We start from the raw sequence: 17,276 nt of genomic DNA on the forward strand, positions 1-17,276 counted from the left end.
CTCTATTCTGCTAATGGTACACGCCCTTGATTCTCATTCTTATGAGAATCCTTGTTAATAACTTCTTTAGTTGGTAAAGTTTGTTCATCAAATATTGAAGTTTCCTTGTTTTCACCCATAGATAATTTTGCTAATATTAAACTATTAAGCATAAATAATATTGCTAAAATAATAGTCAATCTAGTCAAAAAATTTGCTGACGATTTACTAGACATAAGGTTATTAGAACTACCACCTAAGCCCGCTAATCCATCACTACTGGTTTTTTGCATTAATATTACCAATACTAATAATACTGCTATAATAATTTGTATTACAAAAAAAACTAATTGCATTATTTTTTACTCTATATTTTTGATTGAATTTTGAATTATTTTACTAAATTCTTCTGCGTTTAAACTTGCACCACCAACTAATAATCCATCTACATTATTAATTGATAATATATTATCAGCATTATCTGCCTTTACTGAGCCACCATATATCAGTTTATATTTTTTTTCAAATGCATTATTATTTATTTTTTCTCCAATAAACTTATGCATGTTCATAATGTCTAAAACAGATGGTATGATACCAGTACCTATAGCCCAAACTGGCTCATATGCTATAATTGTATTCATAGGATGTACCGTAGGAGGTAAAGATTCTTTTAATTGATTATAAACAGCACTATAAGCCTGACCTTGATCTCTATCAGTTTGAGATTCTCCAACACAAACTACTGCAATCATTCCTTCTTTATGTATTGCCGTTACCTTTTCTGCTACTAATTTACTATTTTCCTGGTGATAGTTACGGCGCTCAGAATGCCCTACAATTATATAGCTGCATTTTTCAGATTTAAGCATAGCAGCATTAATATCTCCAGTATATGCACCATAATCTGAAACAAAATGACAATCTTGAGCACCTAAAAACATACCATATTTACTAATTTCTTGTAGCTTGTATAATAAAGTAAAAGGTGGACATATTATAACATCGCATTTATTAAAATAGTTTTTGAATTTTGTCATCTGCAATATAAACTCATTTATAAATTCATGAGTACCGTGCATTTTCCAATTTGCTATTATTATCTTTTTATCCATTTTAACCACAATTATTATGTTCTTTGATAGAATTTGTATTTGCCACTTTACGTACATAATGTTATAAAGTCAATTTAGTTAGATATTTATAAATATAATAAATTAGGTGAATTATAATAATGCTTCAATTAATGCGCTCTGCATCACAACATATTCTATTCAAAATATTCTTAATATTAATAGTTATTAGCTTTGTTATATTTGGTGTAGGAGATATATTCAAAAACTATAATAATAATGTTGTTGAAATAGACGGTAACGTAAACATAAGTATTAATGAGTTTATGAATATAAAACGAAATGAACTTCACAAATTACAGCAAATGCTTGGTGCACCCCTTACCCCTCAACAATTACAATCATTCAATATCGATCAAATTATCTTAAGCAGATTAATAAACGATAAACTTTTAGAGCTTGAAACTAAAAATCTTAACATTAGAGTTAGCGATAATACCGCTGCAAGCTATATAAAATCTGAAGCTCTTTTTCATGATGCTTCTGGAACATTTGATAAAGATAAATTTAATGAAATTTTAGCAAACAACAATATAAAAGAGCGTCATTACATTAATTTAGTTAAACAAGACATAGCTTCCAAATTTTTAATTAATACACTTAAAAAACAACCCATATCTTTAACTAATATTGCTAAATATACGAATAGCTACAATACCGAAGAACGCATCGTAGACATCATTTCTTTTTCACCAAACGATATTAATATACAGCCTGCTTCTGAAGAAGATTTATTAAAATACTATGATGAAAATAAAATTCAATTTTATGCTCCAGAATACAGAAAATTTAGTTATTTAATTATTAACGCAGATACTATAGCTAAAAATTCACATTTCTCAGAGGATGAAATAAAAGAAGAATATGAAAATCATTTAAACGAATATCAAAAACCTGAAACTCGTAATATTATAAACTATGTGTTTGACACAGAAGAAAAAGCAGAGGAAGCATACAAAAACTTGCAATTTGATTCTGCGAAGAAAAATTCCTTTTTAAAAAATATTACTAAAGAACAATTACCAACAGAACTTAAAGATATAGCGTTTTCTTTAAAAGAAGGGGAAGTAAGCAATGTTATTCAATCACCTTTTGGCTTTCATGTTATCAAAGTCCAATCTGTATTTCCTATACAAACTTTAACATTAGAAGAAGCAAAAAAAAGTACTTATCATAATTTATTACAGCTTTTATCAGAAAAAAAACTTGTTTCTTTAAGAAAAACTATTGAAGATGAAATAGCTGCCGGTAATACTCTTGAAGAAATTAGTAATAACATTGGTTTTAAGCATGAGATTAAAACTTCTGACTTTCTAGATAACAATGGTAATATTGTTAACCAAAGTAATAAAGCTACAGATTTTACTTATTTTAAAGATATATTAAAATATGCGTTTAACACACCAGAACAAGAGGAAACTATTAACATGCTACCTGACAATTCTGGATATTTCTTGCTCAAAGTAAATCAGATATTAGCTTCACATCCCAAACCATTTGAAGAAATCAAAGAGCAAATAAATAATGAATGGTATAAAAGCCAACAACTAAAGGAAGTGTTAAATAAAGCACAAAAATTTGCAGAAGAAGTGCAACAAAATATTAATGATTTAAATGGTATGGTCTCATCTACGCCAGTAGCTAAAATCTATAATATGCAGCATATAAAACGTAATACGCATGGGGAATGGCCGGAATCTTTAATCCAAGAATTATTTAACAGTAAAGTTAATACTGTAACCTCTATTCATACAGATAGTGAAGGAAATAAATTATTTGGTATCGTTAAAACCATCCTTATCAATAAGGAAACTATGCCTAATCAAGAGATAATCAATAATCTCCAAGAACAACTTGAATCTTCTTTGTTAGAAGATTACTTGAATTATTTACATCATAAATACCCTATAAAAATTAATTACTCTCTGCTTAAAAACGAATATAACTCTAGTGAATAAAAATATAATATTTATTATTGCTTTAATATTAGATTTGTGATATAAGGTCATTTCTTACTTGCTCGACATGTCGAGCAAGTAGTTTATTGTGTATATATGTATTCCTAGGGTTTAACCATTAAGTAGATTATAACGGTCCCTTCTATCCGAAGCCTCCTACATAAATACTGGACGCCTGTGAGTATATTTTTACTTGTACATTATTTCTAAAGGAGGTTTTTTTATGACTACTGGTGTAGTAAAATGGTTTAATTTACAAAAAGGTTATGGTTTTATCCAACGTTCAGATAAACCTAATAATGATGTTTTTGTACATATAAGTGCTCTTCAAGAAGCAGGCATTCATATTTTAAATGAAGGTGATAAGGTGTCTTTCGATTTATCGGAAAGTAAAGGTAAGATTTCCGCAACAAACTTAAAACTACTAAACAATTAATAATACTTACTATTTTTATATTGTTAATTTTTTATAAACTTTTTATTGAATGGTTAGTATTATTACAAATTTTTCTGAATTTCATTTACCTAAAGTTCTTTTACAGTCTATAGAAAGGATCAAATATAATACTCCTACTCCTATACAAAATAAGGCTATACCCTTTATTTTGAAAGGCCAGGATGTATTAGCTTCAGCACAAACAGGTACAGGCAAAACAGCCGCTTTTATTATACCTGTAATTGCTAAGCTAACTGAAAATCCTTCCAGTACCACAATGGTGCTTGCACCAACGCGGGAATTGGCTACACAAATTATTGATTTTGCTAAAAGTCTTTTAGGTCGTAATTCTCATATAAAAACTGCACTTCTAATTGGGGGTGCATCTATAGAATTACAATTAAAACAACTTAAAGCAAAACCACAATTAATTATTGGCACACCTGGACGCGTAAATCATCACTTAAAAGAAAAGAGTATTGTGTCTTCTTCTATTACATCTCTTGTATTAGATGAAATAGATACAATGCTTGATTTAGGCTTTGGTATTCAATTAGAAAAAATTATTAATTTTCTACCTAAGACACGCCAAACTCTTATGTTTTCTGCAACTTTACCAGATAATATAGTAGCTTTAGCACAAAAATATCTTAATAAGCCAGTGACAGTAGCAGTTGATACTGCCTCTAAAAAATCTAACGGCAAAATTAAGCAACAGGTGATTTATGCCTCTGAACCAGAAAAATATAATCATTTAGTTAAAGAGATACGTAATAGAGATGGTTCAATAATTGTTTTTGTTAATACTAGATTCTTAGCAAAAAAATTGCTAGACAAGCTAAAAGTTGACCAACTCTTTGCAAAAGCTATGCATGGTGATTTAAAACAACGTCAGAGAAATCAAATTATCAAATCATTCCGTAACGAGAGTTATAGAATTTTGATAGCAACTAACATAGCAGCACGAGGACTTGATATACCACATGTAAAACATGTAATTAATTATGATGTACCGCAATGTTCAGATGATTATATTCATAGAATAGGAAGAACTGGACGCGCTGGTAATGAGGGTTTTGCTGTAAGTCTTGTTTCTCCATATGATAAAAGCAAGTGGAAAGCTATCAATCGAAAAATTGATATAAATTAGTAATAATTTAGTTGTATTTGAGACGATGGCAGATAGAGCAAAGCCTAAAAATAGTAGGCAAGCTTTGAGCTATAGCAAAGGCAATTTAAAATAATACGAGGCGTGAGGTGCAAAGAGTAGGAATACTATTGTAGGCAACGAACAGCAAAGTAATATTTAAATTGCCACAGCTATAACCACGTCCGCAAGTTCAAATCAAGAAACTATCTATATTATTTATAGATAGTTTTTAATTATTACTTATGTACGGCAAAAATTACCACCAATCCTTTTTATTGTTTAAAGTTTCTATACAATAATACGGCTTAAATCCTCTAACATAGAATCTGATACTCTAATTACTTGTGCATTAGATTGATATCCACGTTGTATGATGATTGCTCTTGTTAATTCTTCAGATAAATCAACATTAGATTGCTCTAAAGCAGCAGGAGTTAAAGTTCCTGTTCCGCCTGAACCTATTTCTTTTAAATTAAACTCACCAGATAAATTAGTTTGTCCATATGCATTACCAGCATAAGCTGAAAGACCATTGGGATTGGCAAATATGGCAAGTGGCACACGGAATACTGCTTTAGAGGTACCATTACTAAAGTTTGCATATACTAAACCAGTGTGATCTATATTAATACCACTTAATTGGCCTACTTCAAAACCATCTTGATTTACAAAACTTACAGAAAAGGCCGAATCAAGCTGAGAAAGTCCATCAGCCTTACCTATTACAACATTAGTATTAGAAGCAGCGGAACTTGCGGGTATACCGGCTGTTCCCCAATTAAAAGTTATAGAAGAATTAATAGCTTGATTTGCCCATGTAATATTAATAGGATTTTGAAGTGAAGTAGAAACACTGGCCAAAGTGCCTTCTCCATTAAATCTTACTGTACCATAAGCTATTTGTCCAAATTCATTTGACATATTAGTCAATTCCTCAGGATGAAGTGAATATATTTCAATTGCCCACTCATTAGGTGAAGTCTTTAAAAAACTTATTCTAAAATCATGACCTATACCAAATGCATCATAAATACGCGTATTCCTAGAAAAATGCGGAGTTATTCTTCCACTTGCCATATTAGGTGCATTTGCGCCTGTTGGATCATAAGAGGGTATTAGCTGCTTACCATTATTAATACTTATACCAAGCTCACCAAAAATTGAAGCTTCTGTAGATGTTCCTCCACTATTACCAATACCTACGGCTGTTGCTGATGCACTAACTACAACTGGTTCCTCATCTACAGGGGTAATATTGATTTTATTATCTACAATTTCTGCCTGCAAGCCAGATGTAGCAGTAGAAGCATTGATCAAGTCAACAAGTCCCTGTAAAGTAGTAAATCTATCAGGCTGAGCAATAGTATTATTTAATCCGAGTGCACCAGTAACTGCCCCCGCTACACTATCAGTAAAAGTCATGGCTTGCGTTCCATCCAGAGGAGTTACTAAAAGCCTATTATTTGCCGCATTTACCCTAGCAGATAAAACAGCTTGTGAAGCTGGAAGAGTATTAATAGCCGATGCTAAGGTTGCCATACTATTAAACTGTCCAAGAGCTGGATTTGGTGCTGCAGTCTGAAATGTAAATGTATAAGGAATAGCATTTACAGTAATAGTCACTGTATCGCCATCAGCAATACCTGCTGTAAATACATCAGTACCATTAGTTGCACCCATTATAGGAGTAGCAACTGCCGCTTCATTACTCCTAGCAATACCATCATAAGTTAGATCAACTGCTACCATACCATCAGCAGAAGAAAGAAAACTTAAGGCATCACCTGAATTCAAAACATTGAAGCCCGAATTGTCTATATCTATAACATCTCTTGGAAGTATGCCATTATTGTTATTTGAAGTAGGTAAAACATCTAAAGTAACTCCACGTCCAGAATTAGGTATAGTATCAGTTAACCCTAAAGTTGTACTAATACCAAATTCAGAAGCAATACTATATGGCGAAGATATGCTACCAGTATTAACTTGTCCTCCACTTATAGCTTCTACCCTTAAATTACCAAGAGGATTACTAGAGGTAATTTCGAGTACATCATTACTAGAACCGGTTAAGCTACCATTTAAACCTGTTGCAGATTTGGCTAAATTTAATAACCCACTTAAAGTAGTAAATCTATTATTATTAGGAGCTGCCAACGTATTAGTTAAACCTAAAGCAGTTACAAAACTGCCTTGGTTATTAGTAAAGGTTAAAGACTCATTACCATCAAGAGCAGATATCAACAATTGATTATCAGCACTATTAATACGCGCTGTTAGGCCTTTTGTTTGTTTAATAGCATTAGCCAAACTAGATAAGCTATTAAACTCACCTACCAGAGTATTAGGGGAATTTGCTACAAAAGTAAATGTAACAGTGCCTGATGCTTCATTTGAAATTGAAAAACTGTCTCCAGCTACTACCCCGGTATTAAACACACGCGTTGGAGAATCAGCGCCAAGTATTGGTGTTACACTATTAATTACATTACTCCGCACTATACCTGAAGGTACGTCACTTCCCTGCACGCCATCATAATAAAAATCATAAGAAAAATTAAGACCATCTGGTGTAAATCTTAAATAATCACCTGAATTTAATGCGCTTGTACCACTATTATCTATATCAATAATGGCCTCAGCGTCTATATGAGCATTATTTCCAAAGGATGGCATCCTAATACTTACTCCATTTCCTTTAAACGCTGCTTTAGAACTAGTTAAATTTGCACCTACATTTACTTGGGTAGTAGCTGAAGCTGAACCAGTAAATGTACTTAAATTAACGGGCTGTAAGCTCTGAAGTAGTGCACTAGAAACAGTATTAGTATTTCCTGTATCTCCTGGCAATCTACCTTGTGTATCAAGAGGCCACGCTAGAAGATAATAACCCGCTGAATTTACATAATTTCCTTGATTATCTTTACGAAAAGACCCAACTCTAGTATATAGATATTCGCCATTACCTGTCGTGACATCTGGTGTCTTAGATACTACAAAAAATCCTTCACCTGATACAGCTAAATCTGTACCAATACGCGTACTTTTAATTATACCTTCTTGATCTACTAATTGACGGTCAGTAGCTAAAACACCACCATTACTACTCCCAGTAGTTGAGCCAGCTGATGTAATTAAGGTAGAAAAAATTGTTTCCCCGCGTTTATAGGCATCTGTGTTGATATTAGCGATATTATTAGAAACGGTATTTACTGCCCGGCTTTGGCCATCTAAACCAGATTTTGCAGCTAAAATTGCATTATATATACTCATTATACACCTCCCTTTTTAGATTCACATACTATTCTTAGTTAGAGAATTTATATGAGCCTTAAGTTGCTCAATATTATCTTGTTTATTAACACTATTTACTACCGACAATATATCTTTCGGATCTATTTCTAGATGTTCATTGATAGTAAGAGTTGGATTAACTGATGAAGTATTAATACCTGTTACAACACCCCTAGCATTACTAACATTTATAATTGGTTTATCAAACTCACCTACTACGCTTACACTATACTTACCTTCCGGTTGAATTTTTCCATCATTATCTTTTCCATCCCATATAAACTGGTGTATTCCTGCTGGGATATTACGCTCGGATTTGCTTCGAACTACATTCCCAGCTTTATCTAATACTTTAATAAAAGCAATCTCTTCAGCCTTATTAAAATTTAAATTCACAGTTGAGCTTTGTATACCATCCCATTTAATTTTCGAATTATTAAATTCAACCATTTTATTTAAATATGATTTTAAATCTTCGTGATGATTAGCATGCACGGCTGTAATTTTATTAAACTCTATTTCTTCTCCTTTATTTAAAACAACTATAGGATGTCCATCTTCTAATTTCACAGATTTTACTATACCTTTGATTTTACTATTACCATATATATCAATGCCAGATGCATTTTTAGCTTTAACCCGTACATCATATACACCCAGAGCTACTTGTTTACCTTTATCATCTTTTCCATCCCAATAAAATTCATGCATACCTTGTGCCACATCGCCTTTAAAAGTACGTATTATATTGCCAGCTTTATCAACAATTTCTACATTATTACTAACAGCCTCGCCTGTAAGATTATACACAACTTTTGTAGCTTTATCAGGACTGACTAGAATTTCAGAGCAATCTAACTCTACCTCATGCCCAATATAAGATGTAGCTTTGTCTAACTTATTAGCCTGATTAGCTGCAACCAGTTCTTCTAACAATTTATTAGTATTAATTTGTTGTTCAACAGCACCCATACTAATTAATTGCTGACTTAATTCATTAGTTTCTAAAGGCTTAGTTGGATCTTGATTAGTTAGCTGCACTGTTAATAACTTTAAAAAAGCTTCTTTATCTTTATAAAATCTTTCACTGCTACTTTCTATTTTTGCAGAAATAGCTTGAAGACTATTACCATAACTACTCTGAGTATCAATACTAGTCATTAACTTCTCCCTCCTCCTTAAACTACAATATCGAGTTGCCTATTATTATGTCTATATATAGGCAATATTTTTTGTTCTTCTGATTGTTTGTAAAAATCCGCACCATATTTAGTTTGATATTCAAAATTTTCATTAGTATTATAATTTTTGGGCATGCCAGAACCGCTATATTGCAAGCTTAAATTAATGTTAGTAGATTCTGATAATATGCCTAAATTTTGTAAATTTTGTTCTAAAACACGCATATCTTGTTTAAATAATTCAAGAGTTTGTGGTCTTTCAATAAATACATTTATAATATTATTATGTTGATTATGTTTATCGTTTAGAGATATCTTCACTTCGAGCGTACCTAGTTCTTCCGGGTATAACTGTATAGTAATTTTTTGCGTATTATCTTGTGTATCACGAGTTTGAGCTATCTTCATTTGAAGCTTATCAAACATAGCCTTTAATTCTACTTGATCAAATTCTGTATGATTTTTATCTTCTATCTGAACAGATGGAGTAAATTTCTCTATATTTACAGAAGAACGATTATCATGAATTATTTCAGTCCCAGCTATTTCAGTCATTTTTATTGCTTGGGATTGGAACATTTCTTTCATATCCACATTTTGTCCTATAGAATTTTCTACTGTCGTTGAAACAATTTGTTTTGCTTCATCAGGTGGAGCTATAAAATTCCAGGACAATTCTCCCATCTTATATTTACCTTGAATATTTAATTTGTCGTGATCAGAAATATTATTATATTCTTTTGGTAGTAAAAACTTATTATTTACATTTATAATGTTGCTATCCTTAACAGACACCTGTTGAGCAATTTCTATCTCATCTCGAGTAATCACTGCTTCTATGCTAGTATGGGAATTTTTTGCGAGATCGAGTTTTTCAATATCTAATTTTTGATTTTTATCTATTTTATATTCCGGATCCATTCTGTTAGGATTACTATTATATTCATTTCTTTCTACGCTAGCCTCAGATATAGAATCTGCCAAATCTTGGCTTATATTATTTTCTAAATAACTCTCTAAAATCTCGCTCGTAGAGATAGGCTTTTTACTATGCAACTTGCTACTGCTTTCATGTAACAATTGAATATCGTTTATATAAGTTTGCTCAGTTTCAGAATTTCTATTTAATGATGCAAATTTAACGTGATCAATCCCTTGGATATTTGAATTCTCCTCAAGCATCACTTCGTTTGGTAGATGATAATTTACGTATGTAGGTATTGGCATTAATAATGCATCAATAGATAACGGTAGCAATTCTTCATCATTTTTTGTAGTTTCTAAATTAACACTTACGCTTTCGGTATTATTAATTAATTCTATGTCTTCTGCTATACCTTCGGGATTTGCTTTAGTATCTAAGGCCCCTAACAATATGTTAAAGACTGATAAATCGTTTACTACGTTTGCGCCAGTATCTACTAGCATAGAAATAGGCTTCTGTGTAGAAAGGACTGCAGGTACGCTTACTGAATTTAAATTTATATTTTCCATACTAATCTAATAAGCAAAATATATGCCAACTTCTTTCAATTTAAGATAAACTTTTTAAGAATTGTACTTAACAATAGAAATATAGTAAATTAAGTTGTATTTGGGACGAGGGCAGATAAAGCAAAGCCTACAAATAGTAGGAGAGCTTTGAGCTCTAGCAAAGGCAATTTAAAATAATACGAGGCGTGAGGGACAGAAAGCGTAGAAATACTATTGTAGGCAACGAACAACAAAGTAATATTTAAATTGCACAGCTATAACCGAGTTCCGGATTCAAATTAATTTACTATAATAGGCAATATCATTCTAGGCTATGTGCATAGATCCTAATACTTTTTTAAGAAATAAAACTATATTCAGAATTTGGTAAAAATCTATAACTAGGAAATTTATTCCTAGAATATAAAATTCCTTAATATATATTAAGATTCCAAAACTTCTTTATACTCTAATTTATTATAGAATAATTTTTTGTATAGAGGATAAAGATATATAGCAAAAATATTATTGCCTACTACATTGGAAGAAGAAGTAATACAATCTATTATTATATACATACTGGTAATTAGGCTACACATTTCTGCTGTAAATCCTAAAGTTTTTTCTAAAACAGGTAACATAATAAAAATGGTTCCTCCAGGAATGCCTGCTCCTGAAAATTTGGTTAATGTAAAATAACAGGCAAATATTAATATTTGCTGTAGTGATACCTCTATACCATAAAAATTCATTAATAATATAGACATAATAGGAATACATATAGTATCACCAACCATATGAATATTCATTGTTGTAGGACAAACAAAATTTGCATAATTCTTATCTCCTACATTTTTTTCTACTGTGGATAAGGTAAAAGGCAATGCCGAAGAACTAGACATAGTAGAAAATGATGATATCATAGGAGGAATAAGGCTTTTCATCAACATACGAATTTTATAAATATTACAATTAGATATTAATATAATATGAAATAATATATACAATATAACAAAGCCTACCATTTTTAGCATTATATCTAAGTTATTTTCTAATAAATCACTAAAAAGTTTTTCATCAATAATTTTGACCATATATCCAAATATAAATAACGGTATACATGGCACAAATATTTTTGAAAGAAATAGCATACATAACTTGTTTACAAAATTTATAGAGCTTTTAAGGCGAGGTAAATGAATTACATTTAAAATAAATCCTAATAAAAATCCTATAATTAGTTGTGAATTACCTGAAATTAAAACAGGTAACTTTAAAGTCCAGAAGGGAGTTAACTCTGAATGAATAGGGTTGATATTATAGCTAGTTTGCTCAGTAATAATTAAATTGCCGATACTAAATCCCAATATCACATGTAAAAAATTAGAAATACAAACCCCAAGTAGTAATAGTATTACAAAATACTTAGCTCCTTTGGGTATATTACTTAAAGCAGATGAAATTGAGGTTATAATCAAAAATGGCAATATAAAAATTAATAATGTTCTAAGTGATATACTTAATGTAAGAAAGAGTTGTTTTGTTTGATGATTAAAATGTGAAGTACATAATACGGCAATAATAATCGCACAACAGACATGGAAAATCGTATTTTTTAAAATTTTTATGAACACCTACCTACTACATAAACGGTTAGACATATAAATACTTTATATAAAAAATTATGCGAAATGTACAGGAAAATAACAGTCAATAATAATATTTTTATTTAATAAAATAATAATGCATTAATCAACATATTATTATTTTAATGCTTTACTTGATAATATATGAGGAGATAATATCTCTTTCACTTCTCTCATAAGCAGAAGATTTTGAAAAACCTATGTTTTTTCCATCTCAGTAGCATCTAATAATTAAATTTCTTATATTTTTATTATTTTTTAATTAAAAAATAAAAATTTTTGAAAAAATTAAAAAAAGGTACTTCCATAGATCAAAAATTATATATACCATGATGAGTATCAGTAATCGTTTAAAGAATAGGTCAGTACTTAAGGAGTAATTTCCTTAAGGAGAATTTACGAAGGATGATGATTAAAAAATTAATATTAACTGTAGCCAAAAATGCAGTTATAATTTTTTAGCGTGAGTCCTGAGTTTATAGGGTCCTAAAAATCTTTAAATGTAATAAGCTGACAAAAATATTTAGACGATTATTGATACTTTAAGTTTAAATATAAAAGATAAGAAAAAAAATAAAATAAAATAGAAGAACGGATTTAATATTATGAGATAAAATATATTATTTGTTGCGAGTAAAATATCAAATTATTAATATATATAGTCAATGGTGTTGAATAAAAAAAGCTTATATGTCATTACCACGAAAGTGGTAATCTAGTAATGTTCCAGACTCATGAGATACCTGCTTTTGCGGGTATAACCTAATTGTTCACTATTTCACTTTTTTGTCTGAGAGTAGGACAGATAGAGCGGAGAGCTAACAGCTTCCGCAAGTTCAAATCAATTTACTATAATAAAGATTTTGTTAATAGTTCCCTATACCACACATTCCAACTTGATTCTCTATAAGGTGATTAGAATAATTTTGCTCCCTTAGTTTGCTGAAGAAGTTTTTCTGCTACATTTATACCGAGTAGTAACATATCATCTTTAGTAGCTTCTTCAGATATTTTATATAATTTTTGTCCATCGGTAGATGCTACCATACCTTGAAATACTAAATTTCCTTGTTTATTGAATTCTGCAAGGCCTGCAATAGGCGTACTACAATCTCCTCCTAGCTTCTCTAAAAATGTACGCTCAACTTTCATACATAATTCAGTTTCATAGTGATTAATTTTATATATTAATTCATTAATCTTGCTATTAGTAATTTTTGATTCTACACAAATTATACCTTGAGCTACAGCAGGCAGCATAATTTCTGAGGGTATAATGTGATAAATATTTGGATCAATATTCAACCTTTTTAATCCTGCAAGCGCTAGGATTGTAGCATCTACCATTTTTTGATTTAATTTCTCAATACGAGTTTGTACATTACCACGAAAATTTATTATATTAAAATCTTTTCTAAAATTTAGTAATAGAGCTTTACGCCTAGATGAAGCAGTACCTATTGTAGCTTTATTTGGTAATTCATGCAATGAACCTTTACTATTTACAAGTAATACATCTCTTGGATCTTCTCGCTTTAATACAGCGCAAATACCTAGCCCTTTAGGTAATATTACAGGCATATCCTTACACGAATGTACAGCTATATCTATATCACCTTTTAACAACGCATCTTCAATTTCTTTAGTAAATAACCACTTGCCACCAGCATCAGATAACTTAATATCCAGCCTTTTATCTCCAGTTGTTGTAATAGGTACCAACTCGATATCAAGCTCCCTGTTACTCCAAGCAGTAAGCAATGAATTCTTAACCATTTCTGCTTGTATTAAAGCAAGCTTGCTACTTCTCGTACCTATACGTATCTTTTGCATATATATTATCTTATACGAATAATTTTTAAGATACCGTCTCTATAGCAAATGAAGAAAATGCCTCTTCCCACGTGCCTACGGTAGCAGCTTTAGTATACTCAGTCACTCTATTTTCAAAAAAGTTAGCATGTTCTACACCATTTAATATTTCATCCATCCAAGGTAGAGGATTATTATCTACCAAATATATTTCTCTAAGACCTAGCTGTAAAAGACGTCTATCTGCAATATAACGTATGTATTGTTTTACTTCACGTGCAGTTAATCCTTGTACATCGCCAACTTCAAATGCTAACTCTATAAATGCATCTTCAAAATGTACAATAGTTGCACAAGATTCATATAAATTACTTCTTAGCTCTTCATTCCATACTTCAGGATTTTCTTGTACAAAAGTTTTAAATAATCTAATGATGGAATTGGTATGTAAAGTCTCGTCCCTCGCAGACCAGGTTACTATTTGTCCCATGCCTTTCATTTTATTAAAACGTTGAAAATTTAATAAAATAGCAAAAGAAGCAAAAAGCTGTAGACCTTCAGTAAACCCTCCAAATACCGCCAAAGTTGTAGCTATATCTTGCTTAGTTTCAACACCAAATTTTTGCATATAATCGTATTTATCTTTCATTTCCTTGTATTTCAAAAAAGCCTGGTATTCAGTCTCTGGCATACCAATCGTATCAAGCAAATGCGAATAGGCAGCTATATGTATAGTTTCCATATTTGAAAATGCTGCTAACATCATCTGTATTTCGGTAGGTTGAAATACTCTAGAATAATGTCTCATATAGCAATTATTTACTTCTATATCTGCCTGAGTAAAAAATCTAAATATTTGCGTAAGTAAATGCTTTTCACCAGGTGTTAAATTTTTCTTCCAATCTTTTACATCATCAGCAAGCGGTACTTCTTCTGGTAGCCAATGAATCTTTTGTTGTGTTTGCCATGCATTATAAGCCCAAGGATAAGAAAATGGCTTATATATTGGTTTAGCATCTAATAACGACATGTGCTCCTCATTATAATCTCTGTTACTATATAAATAAAAATCTTTATTACTCCAAAAATCTATAATCTATCTGTTTTATAAATCATTGACATGCTAAACACTCATCACCACCTAAAATAGAAGGAATATTAGTGTTATTTTCTTGATAGTCAGTTTTTTTAAACCATTTTTCAATTTCTACTTTCACCACATTATGTGATACCTTGTCAGCTCTTTGTATAGAAGTAGAACGACAATAATACAAGCTTTTAATGCCTTTTTTCCATGCTTGATAATGTGCTTGATGTAAGGTTTTTTTATGCACATTAGCTGGAAAAAATAAATTTACAGATTGAGCCTGACATATATATTTAGTACGGTCAGCTGTTAAATCTATAAGCCACATTTGATCTATTTCAGGCGCAGTTTTAAATACATCCTTTTCTAGAGGAGATAAAAAATCTAAATGTTGTACAGACCCTTCATTAGTCACTATGGAACTCCACACTTGCTCATTGTTCATACCTTTTTCGTCCAGTAATTTAGCTAAATGCTTATTACGAACAGCAAAAGATCCACTTAAAGTTTTTTGTACAAAACTATTAGCTGCATATGGCTCTATACCAGGAGAAGTATTACCTGTAATAATAGAAATAGAAGCTGTTGGTGCTATAGATAACTTATTACTAAATCTTTCCATGACGCCAACCTCCGCAGCATCTGGACATGCCCCTCTCTCTTCAGCCAATTCTTTTGAAACCTTATCTGCCTCAATCCTGATATGTTCAAAGATCTTTTTATTCCAAACTTTTGCCATTACTGATTCTATTGGTATAGTACGAGCTTGCAAAAACGAATGAAATCCCATTACACCTAGTCCAATACTACGTTCACGCATTGCAGCATATTTAGCTTTTGCCATTGACGAAGGAGCATTATCTATAAAATCTTGTAGAACATTATCTAGAAAACGCATAACATCAGGTATAAACATTTCCTCTTTTTGCCAATCTTCAAAATATTCAAGATTTAACGATGATAAACAACATATAGCAGTTCTCATGTTACCAAGATGGTCCATACCTGTAGGTAGAGTAATTTCACTACATAAATTTGATGTTTTAACTTTTAATCCTAATTTTTTATGATGTTCTGGAATAGCCTTATTTACATTATCTATAAATAATAAATAAGGCTCTCCTGTTTCCATTCTAGTTGTTAAAAGTTTAATCCATAAATCACGTGCTGGCACTGTACTAACGACAGATTCATCCTTAGGACTCCTTAATTCCCAATGTATATCTTTCTCAACAGCTTGCATAAATTTATCAGTAATAACAATACCATGATGTATATTTAAGGCTTTACGATTAGGATCACCACCTGTTGGCTTCCTTAAATCTATAAATTCTTCTATCTCAGGATGATCTATAGGTATATATACAGCTGCACTACCTCTTCTTAAATCACCTTGCGATATTGCTAAAGTTAAAGAATCTAATACCTTTAAAAATGGTATAACACCTGAAGTTTTTCCATTTCCTCTAACACGCTCACCTATAGAGCGTAATTTACCCCAATAACTTCCTATACCGCCCCCCCTAGCTGCTAGCCATACATTTTCATTCCATAAATCTACTATACTCTCTAAACTATCTTCAGTCTCATTCACATAACAAGATATAGGTAAGCCTCTCTTAGTACCACCATTACTTAAAATAGGAGTAGCTGGCATAAACCAAAAATTACTTATATAATCATATAAACGATTGGCATGATCTTTATTATCTGCATAATGGCTGGCAACTCTTGAAAATAAATCTTGGTAACTTTCTTTATCTATCAAATATCTATCTTTCAATAAAGCCTTACCAAAATCAGTAATATTATTGTCTCTATTTTGATTGATTTTGATTTTATATTTTGTTGCCATTTTCCCCATCCAATACTTACGTTCTAATTATCTTTTTTAAAAAAGGCCTTCTAGGTTCTGTACACCATCCTAGCATAATTGCCTATTTATTTAATATTTACCTACTATATGTAATTATAGAATATTTTGGTTACGTGTCTAGAAAATAATATATATTGTAGAAAAAAATAAAATACCACTACATTTAGTATAGCGACCCTGAATTTAGCTTGACATTCCAAAGATACGATCTACCTACAAAATAGCGTACATATCAAATATCATAGTAAAAT

12 protein-coding genes are annotated in these 17,276 nt (G+C 31.0%); 3 read left to right on the top strand and 9 right to left on the bottom strand.

The features are described from left to right. Window positions 1-2: 2 nt before the first annotated feature. Window positions 3-335 carry a preprotein translocase subunit SecG gene (locus NOVO_02280; GenBank protein AIL64851.1) on the bottom strand — a complete coding sequence of 111 codons (333 nt, stop codon included), beginning with the start codon at window positions 333-335 and terminating at the stop codon, window positions 3-5. 6 nt (window positions 336-341) lie between these two features. Next, window positions 342-1,151: a Triosephosphate isomerase gene (tpiA, locus tag NOVO_02285; protein AIL64852.1), complete on the bottom strand. Its 810-nt coding sequence runs from the start codon at window positions 1,149-1,151 to the stop codon at window positions 342-344. Between the two features lie 62 nt (window positions 1,152-1,213). Here tpiA and ppiD point away from each other — a divergent pair, with 62 nt between their 5' ends. The 3 genes from ppiD to NOVO_02300 all read left to right on the top strand — a co-directional run bounded on the left by ppiD (window position 1,214) and on the right by NOVO_02300 (window position 4,656). Continuing rightward, complete coding sequence (ppiD, locus tag NOVO_02290; GenBank protein AIL64853.1) at window positions 1,214-3,070, top strand: Peptidyl-prolyl cis-trans isomerase D; 1,857 nt, start codon at window positions 1,214-1,216, stop codon at window positions 3,068-3,070. Between the two features lie 223 nt (window positions 3,071-3,293). Further along, window positions 3,294-3,506, top strand: coding sequence for a Cold shock protein CspC (cspC, locus tag NOVO_02295; protein ID AIL64854.1), 213 nt, complete (start codon window positions 3,294-3,296; stop codon window positions 3,504-3,506). 49 nt (window positions 3,507-3,555) lie between these two features. Further along, window positions 3,556-4,656, top strand: coding sequence for a putative DEAD-box ATP-dependent RNA helicase (locus tag NOVO_02300; protein AIL64855.1), 1,101 nt, complete (start codon window positions 3,556-3,558; stop codon window positions 4,654-4,656). Window positions 4,657-4,944: 288 nt separating this feature from the next. On the opposite strand, the gene flgE is transcribed toward NOVO_02300, so the two are convergent. The 7 genes from flgE to nrdE all read right to left on the bottom strand — a co-directional run bounded on the left by flgE (window position 4,945) and on the right by nrdE (window position 17,004). Continuing rightward, complete coding sequence (gene flgE / locus NOVO_02305) at window positions 4,945-7,929, bottom strand: Flagellar hook protein flgE (GenBank protein ID AIL64856.1); 2,985 nt, start codon at window positions 7,927-7,929, stop codon at window positions 4,945-4,947. Window positions 7,930-7,950: 21 nt separating this feature from the next. Next, entirely contained in the window at window positions 7,951-9,111 is a 1,161-nt protein-coding gene (flgD, locus tag NOVO_02310; GenBank protein AIL64857.1) for a Basal-body rod modification protein flgD, read from the bottom strand. 17 nt (window positions 9,112-9,128) lie between these two features. Further along, a complete protein-coding gene (locus NOVO_02315; protein ID AIL64858.1) occupies window positions 9,129-10,625 on the bottom strand; it encodes a Flagellar hook-length control protein FliK in 1,497 nt (498 codons plus the stop codon). A gap of 422 nt (window positions 10,626-11,047) precedes the next feature. Beyond that, window positions 11,048-12,238 carry a Glutamate-aspartate carrier protein gene (gene gltT_3, locus NOVO_02320; GenBank protein ID AIL64859.1) on the bottom strand — a complete coding sequence of 397 codons (1,191 nt, stop codon included), beginning with the start codon at window positions 12,236-12,238 and terminating at the stop codon, window positions 11,048-11,050. Window positions 12,239-13,165: 927 nt separating this feature from the next. Continuing rightward, window positions 13,166-14,083 carry a Porphobilinogen deaminase gene (gene hemC, locus NOVO_02325; protein AIL64860.1) on the bottom strand — a complete coding sequence of 306 codons (918 nt, stop codon included), beginning with the start codon at window positions 14,081-14,083 and terminating at the stop codon, window positions 13,166-13,168. Window positions 14,084-14,108: 25 nt separating this feature from the next. Then, window positions 14,109-15,092 (bottom strand): Ribonucleoside-diphosphate reductase subunit beta, encoded by a 984-nt coding sequence (gene nrdB / locus NOVO_02330; GenBank protein AIL64861.1) that lies wholly within the window; start codon window positions 15,090-15,092, stop codon window positions 14,109-14,111. Window positions 15,093-15,174: 82 nt separating this feature from the next. Further along, window positions 15,175-17,004, bottom strand: coding sequence for a Ribonucleoside-diphosphate reductase 2 subunit alpha (gene nrdE / locus NOVO_02335; GenBank protein AIL64862.1), 1,830 nt, complete (start codon window positions 17,002-17,004; stop codon window positions 15,175-15,177). Window positions 17,005-17,276 lie beyond the last annotated feature (272 nt).

The organism is Rickettsiales bacterium Ac37b, assembly GCA_000746585.2.
Taxonomy (GTDB): Bacteria; Pseudomonadota; Alphaproteobacteria; order Rickettsiales; family Arcanibacteraceae; genus Ac37b.

Excerpts from the sequence above, each read along its gene's own strand:
- NOVO_02315 (AIL64858.1), bottom strand. The coding sequence starts at position 10,625 with ATGGAAAATATAAATTTAAATTCAGTAAGCGTACCTGCAGTCCTTTCT.
- cspC (AIL64854.1), top strand. The coding sequence starts at position 3,294 with ATGACTACTGGTGTAGTAAAATGGTTTAATTTACAAAAAGGTTATGGT.
- nrdE (AIL64862.1), bottom strand. The coding sequence starts at position 17,004 with ATGGCAACAAAATATAAAATCAAAATCAATCAAAATAGAGACAATAAT.
- flgE (AIL64856.1), bottom strand. The coding sequence starts at position 7,929 with ATGAGTATATATAATGCAATTTTAGCTGCAAAATCTGGTTTAGATGGC.
- hemC (AIL64860.1), bottom strand. The coding sequence starts at position 14,083 with ATGCAAAAGATACGTATAGGTACGAGAAGTAGCAAGCTTGCTTTAATA.
- flgD (AIL64857.1), bottom strand. The coding sequence starts at position 9,111 with ATGACTAGTATTGATACTCAGAGTAGTTATGGTAATAGTCTTCAAGCT.
- nrdB (AIL64861.1), bottom strand. The coding sequence starts at position 15,092 with ATGTCGTTATTAGATGCTAAACCAATATATAAGCCATTTTCTTATCCT.
- NOVO_02280 (AIL64851.1), bottom strand. The coding sequence starts at position 335 with ATGCAATTAGTTTTTTTTGTAATACAAATTATTATAGCAGTATTATTA.
- ppiD (AIL64853.1), top strand. The coding sequence starts at position 1,214 with ATGCTTCAATTAATGCGCTCTGCATCACAACATATTCTATTCAAAATA.
- tpiA (AIL64852.1), bottom strand. The coding sequence starts at position 1,151 with ATGTACGTAAAGTGGCAAATACAAATTCTATCAAAGAACATAATAATT.
- NOVO_02300 (AIL64855.1), top strand. The coding sequence starts at position 3,556 with ATGGTTAGTATTATTACAAATTTTTCTGAATTTCATTTACCTAAAGTT.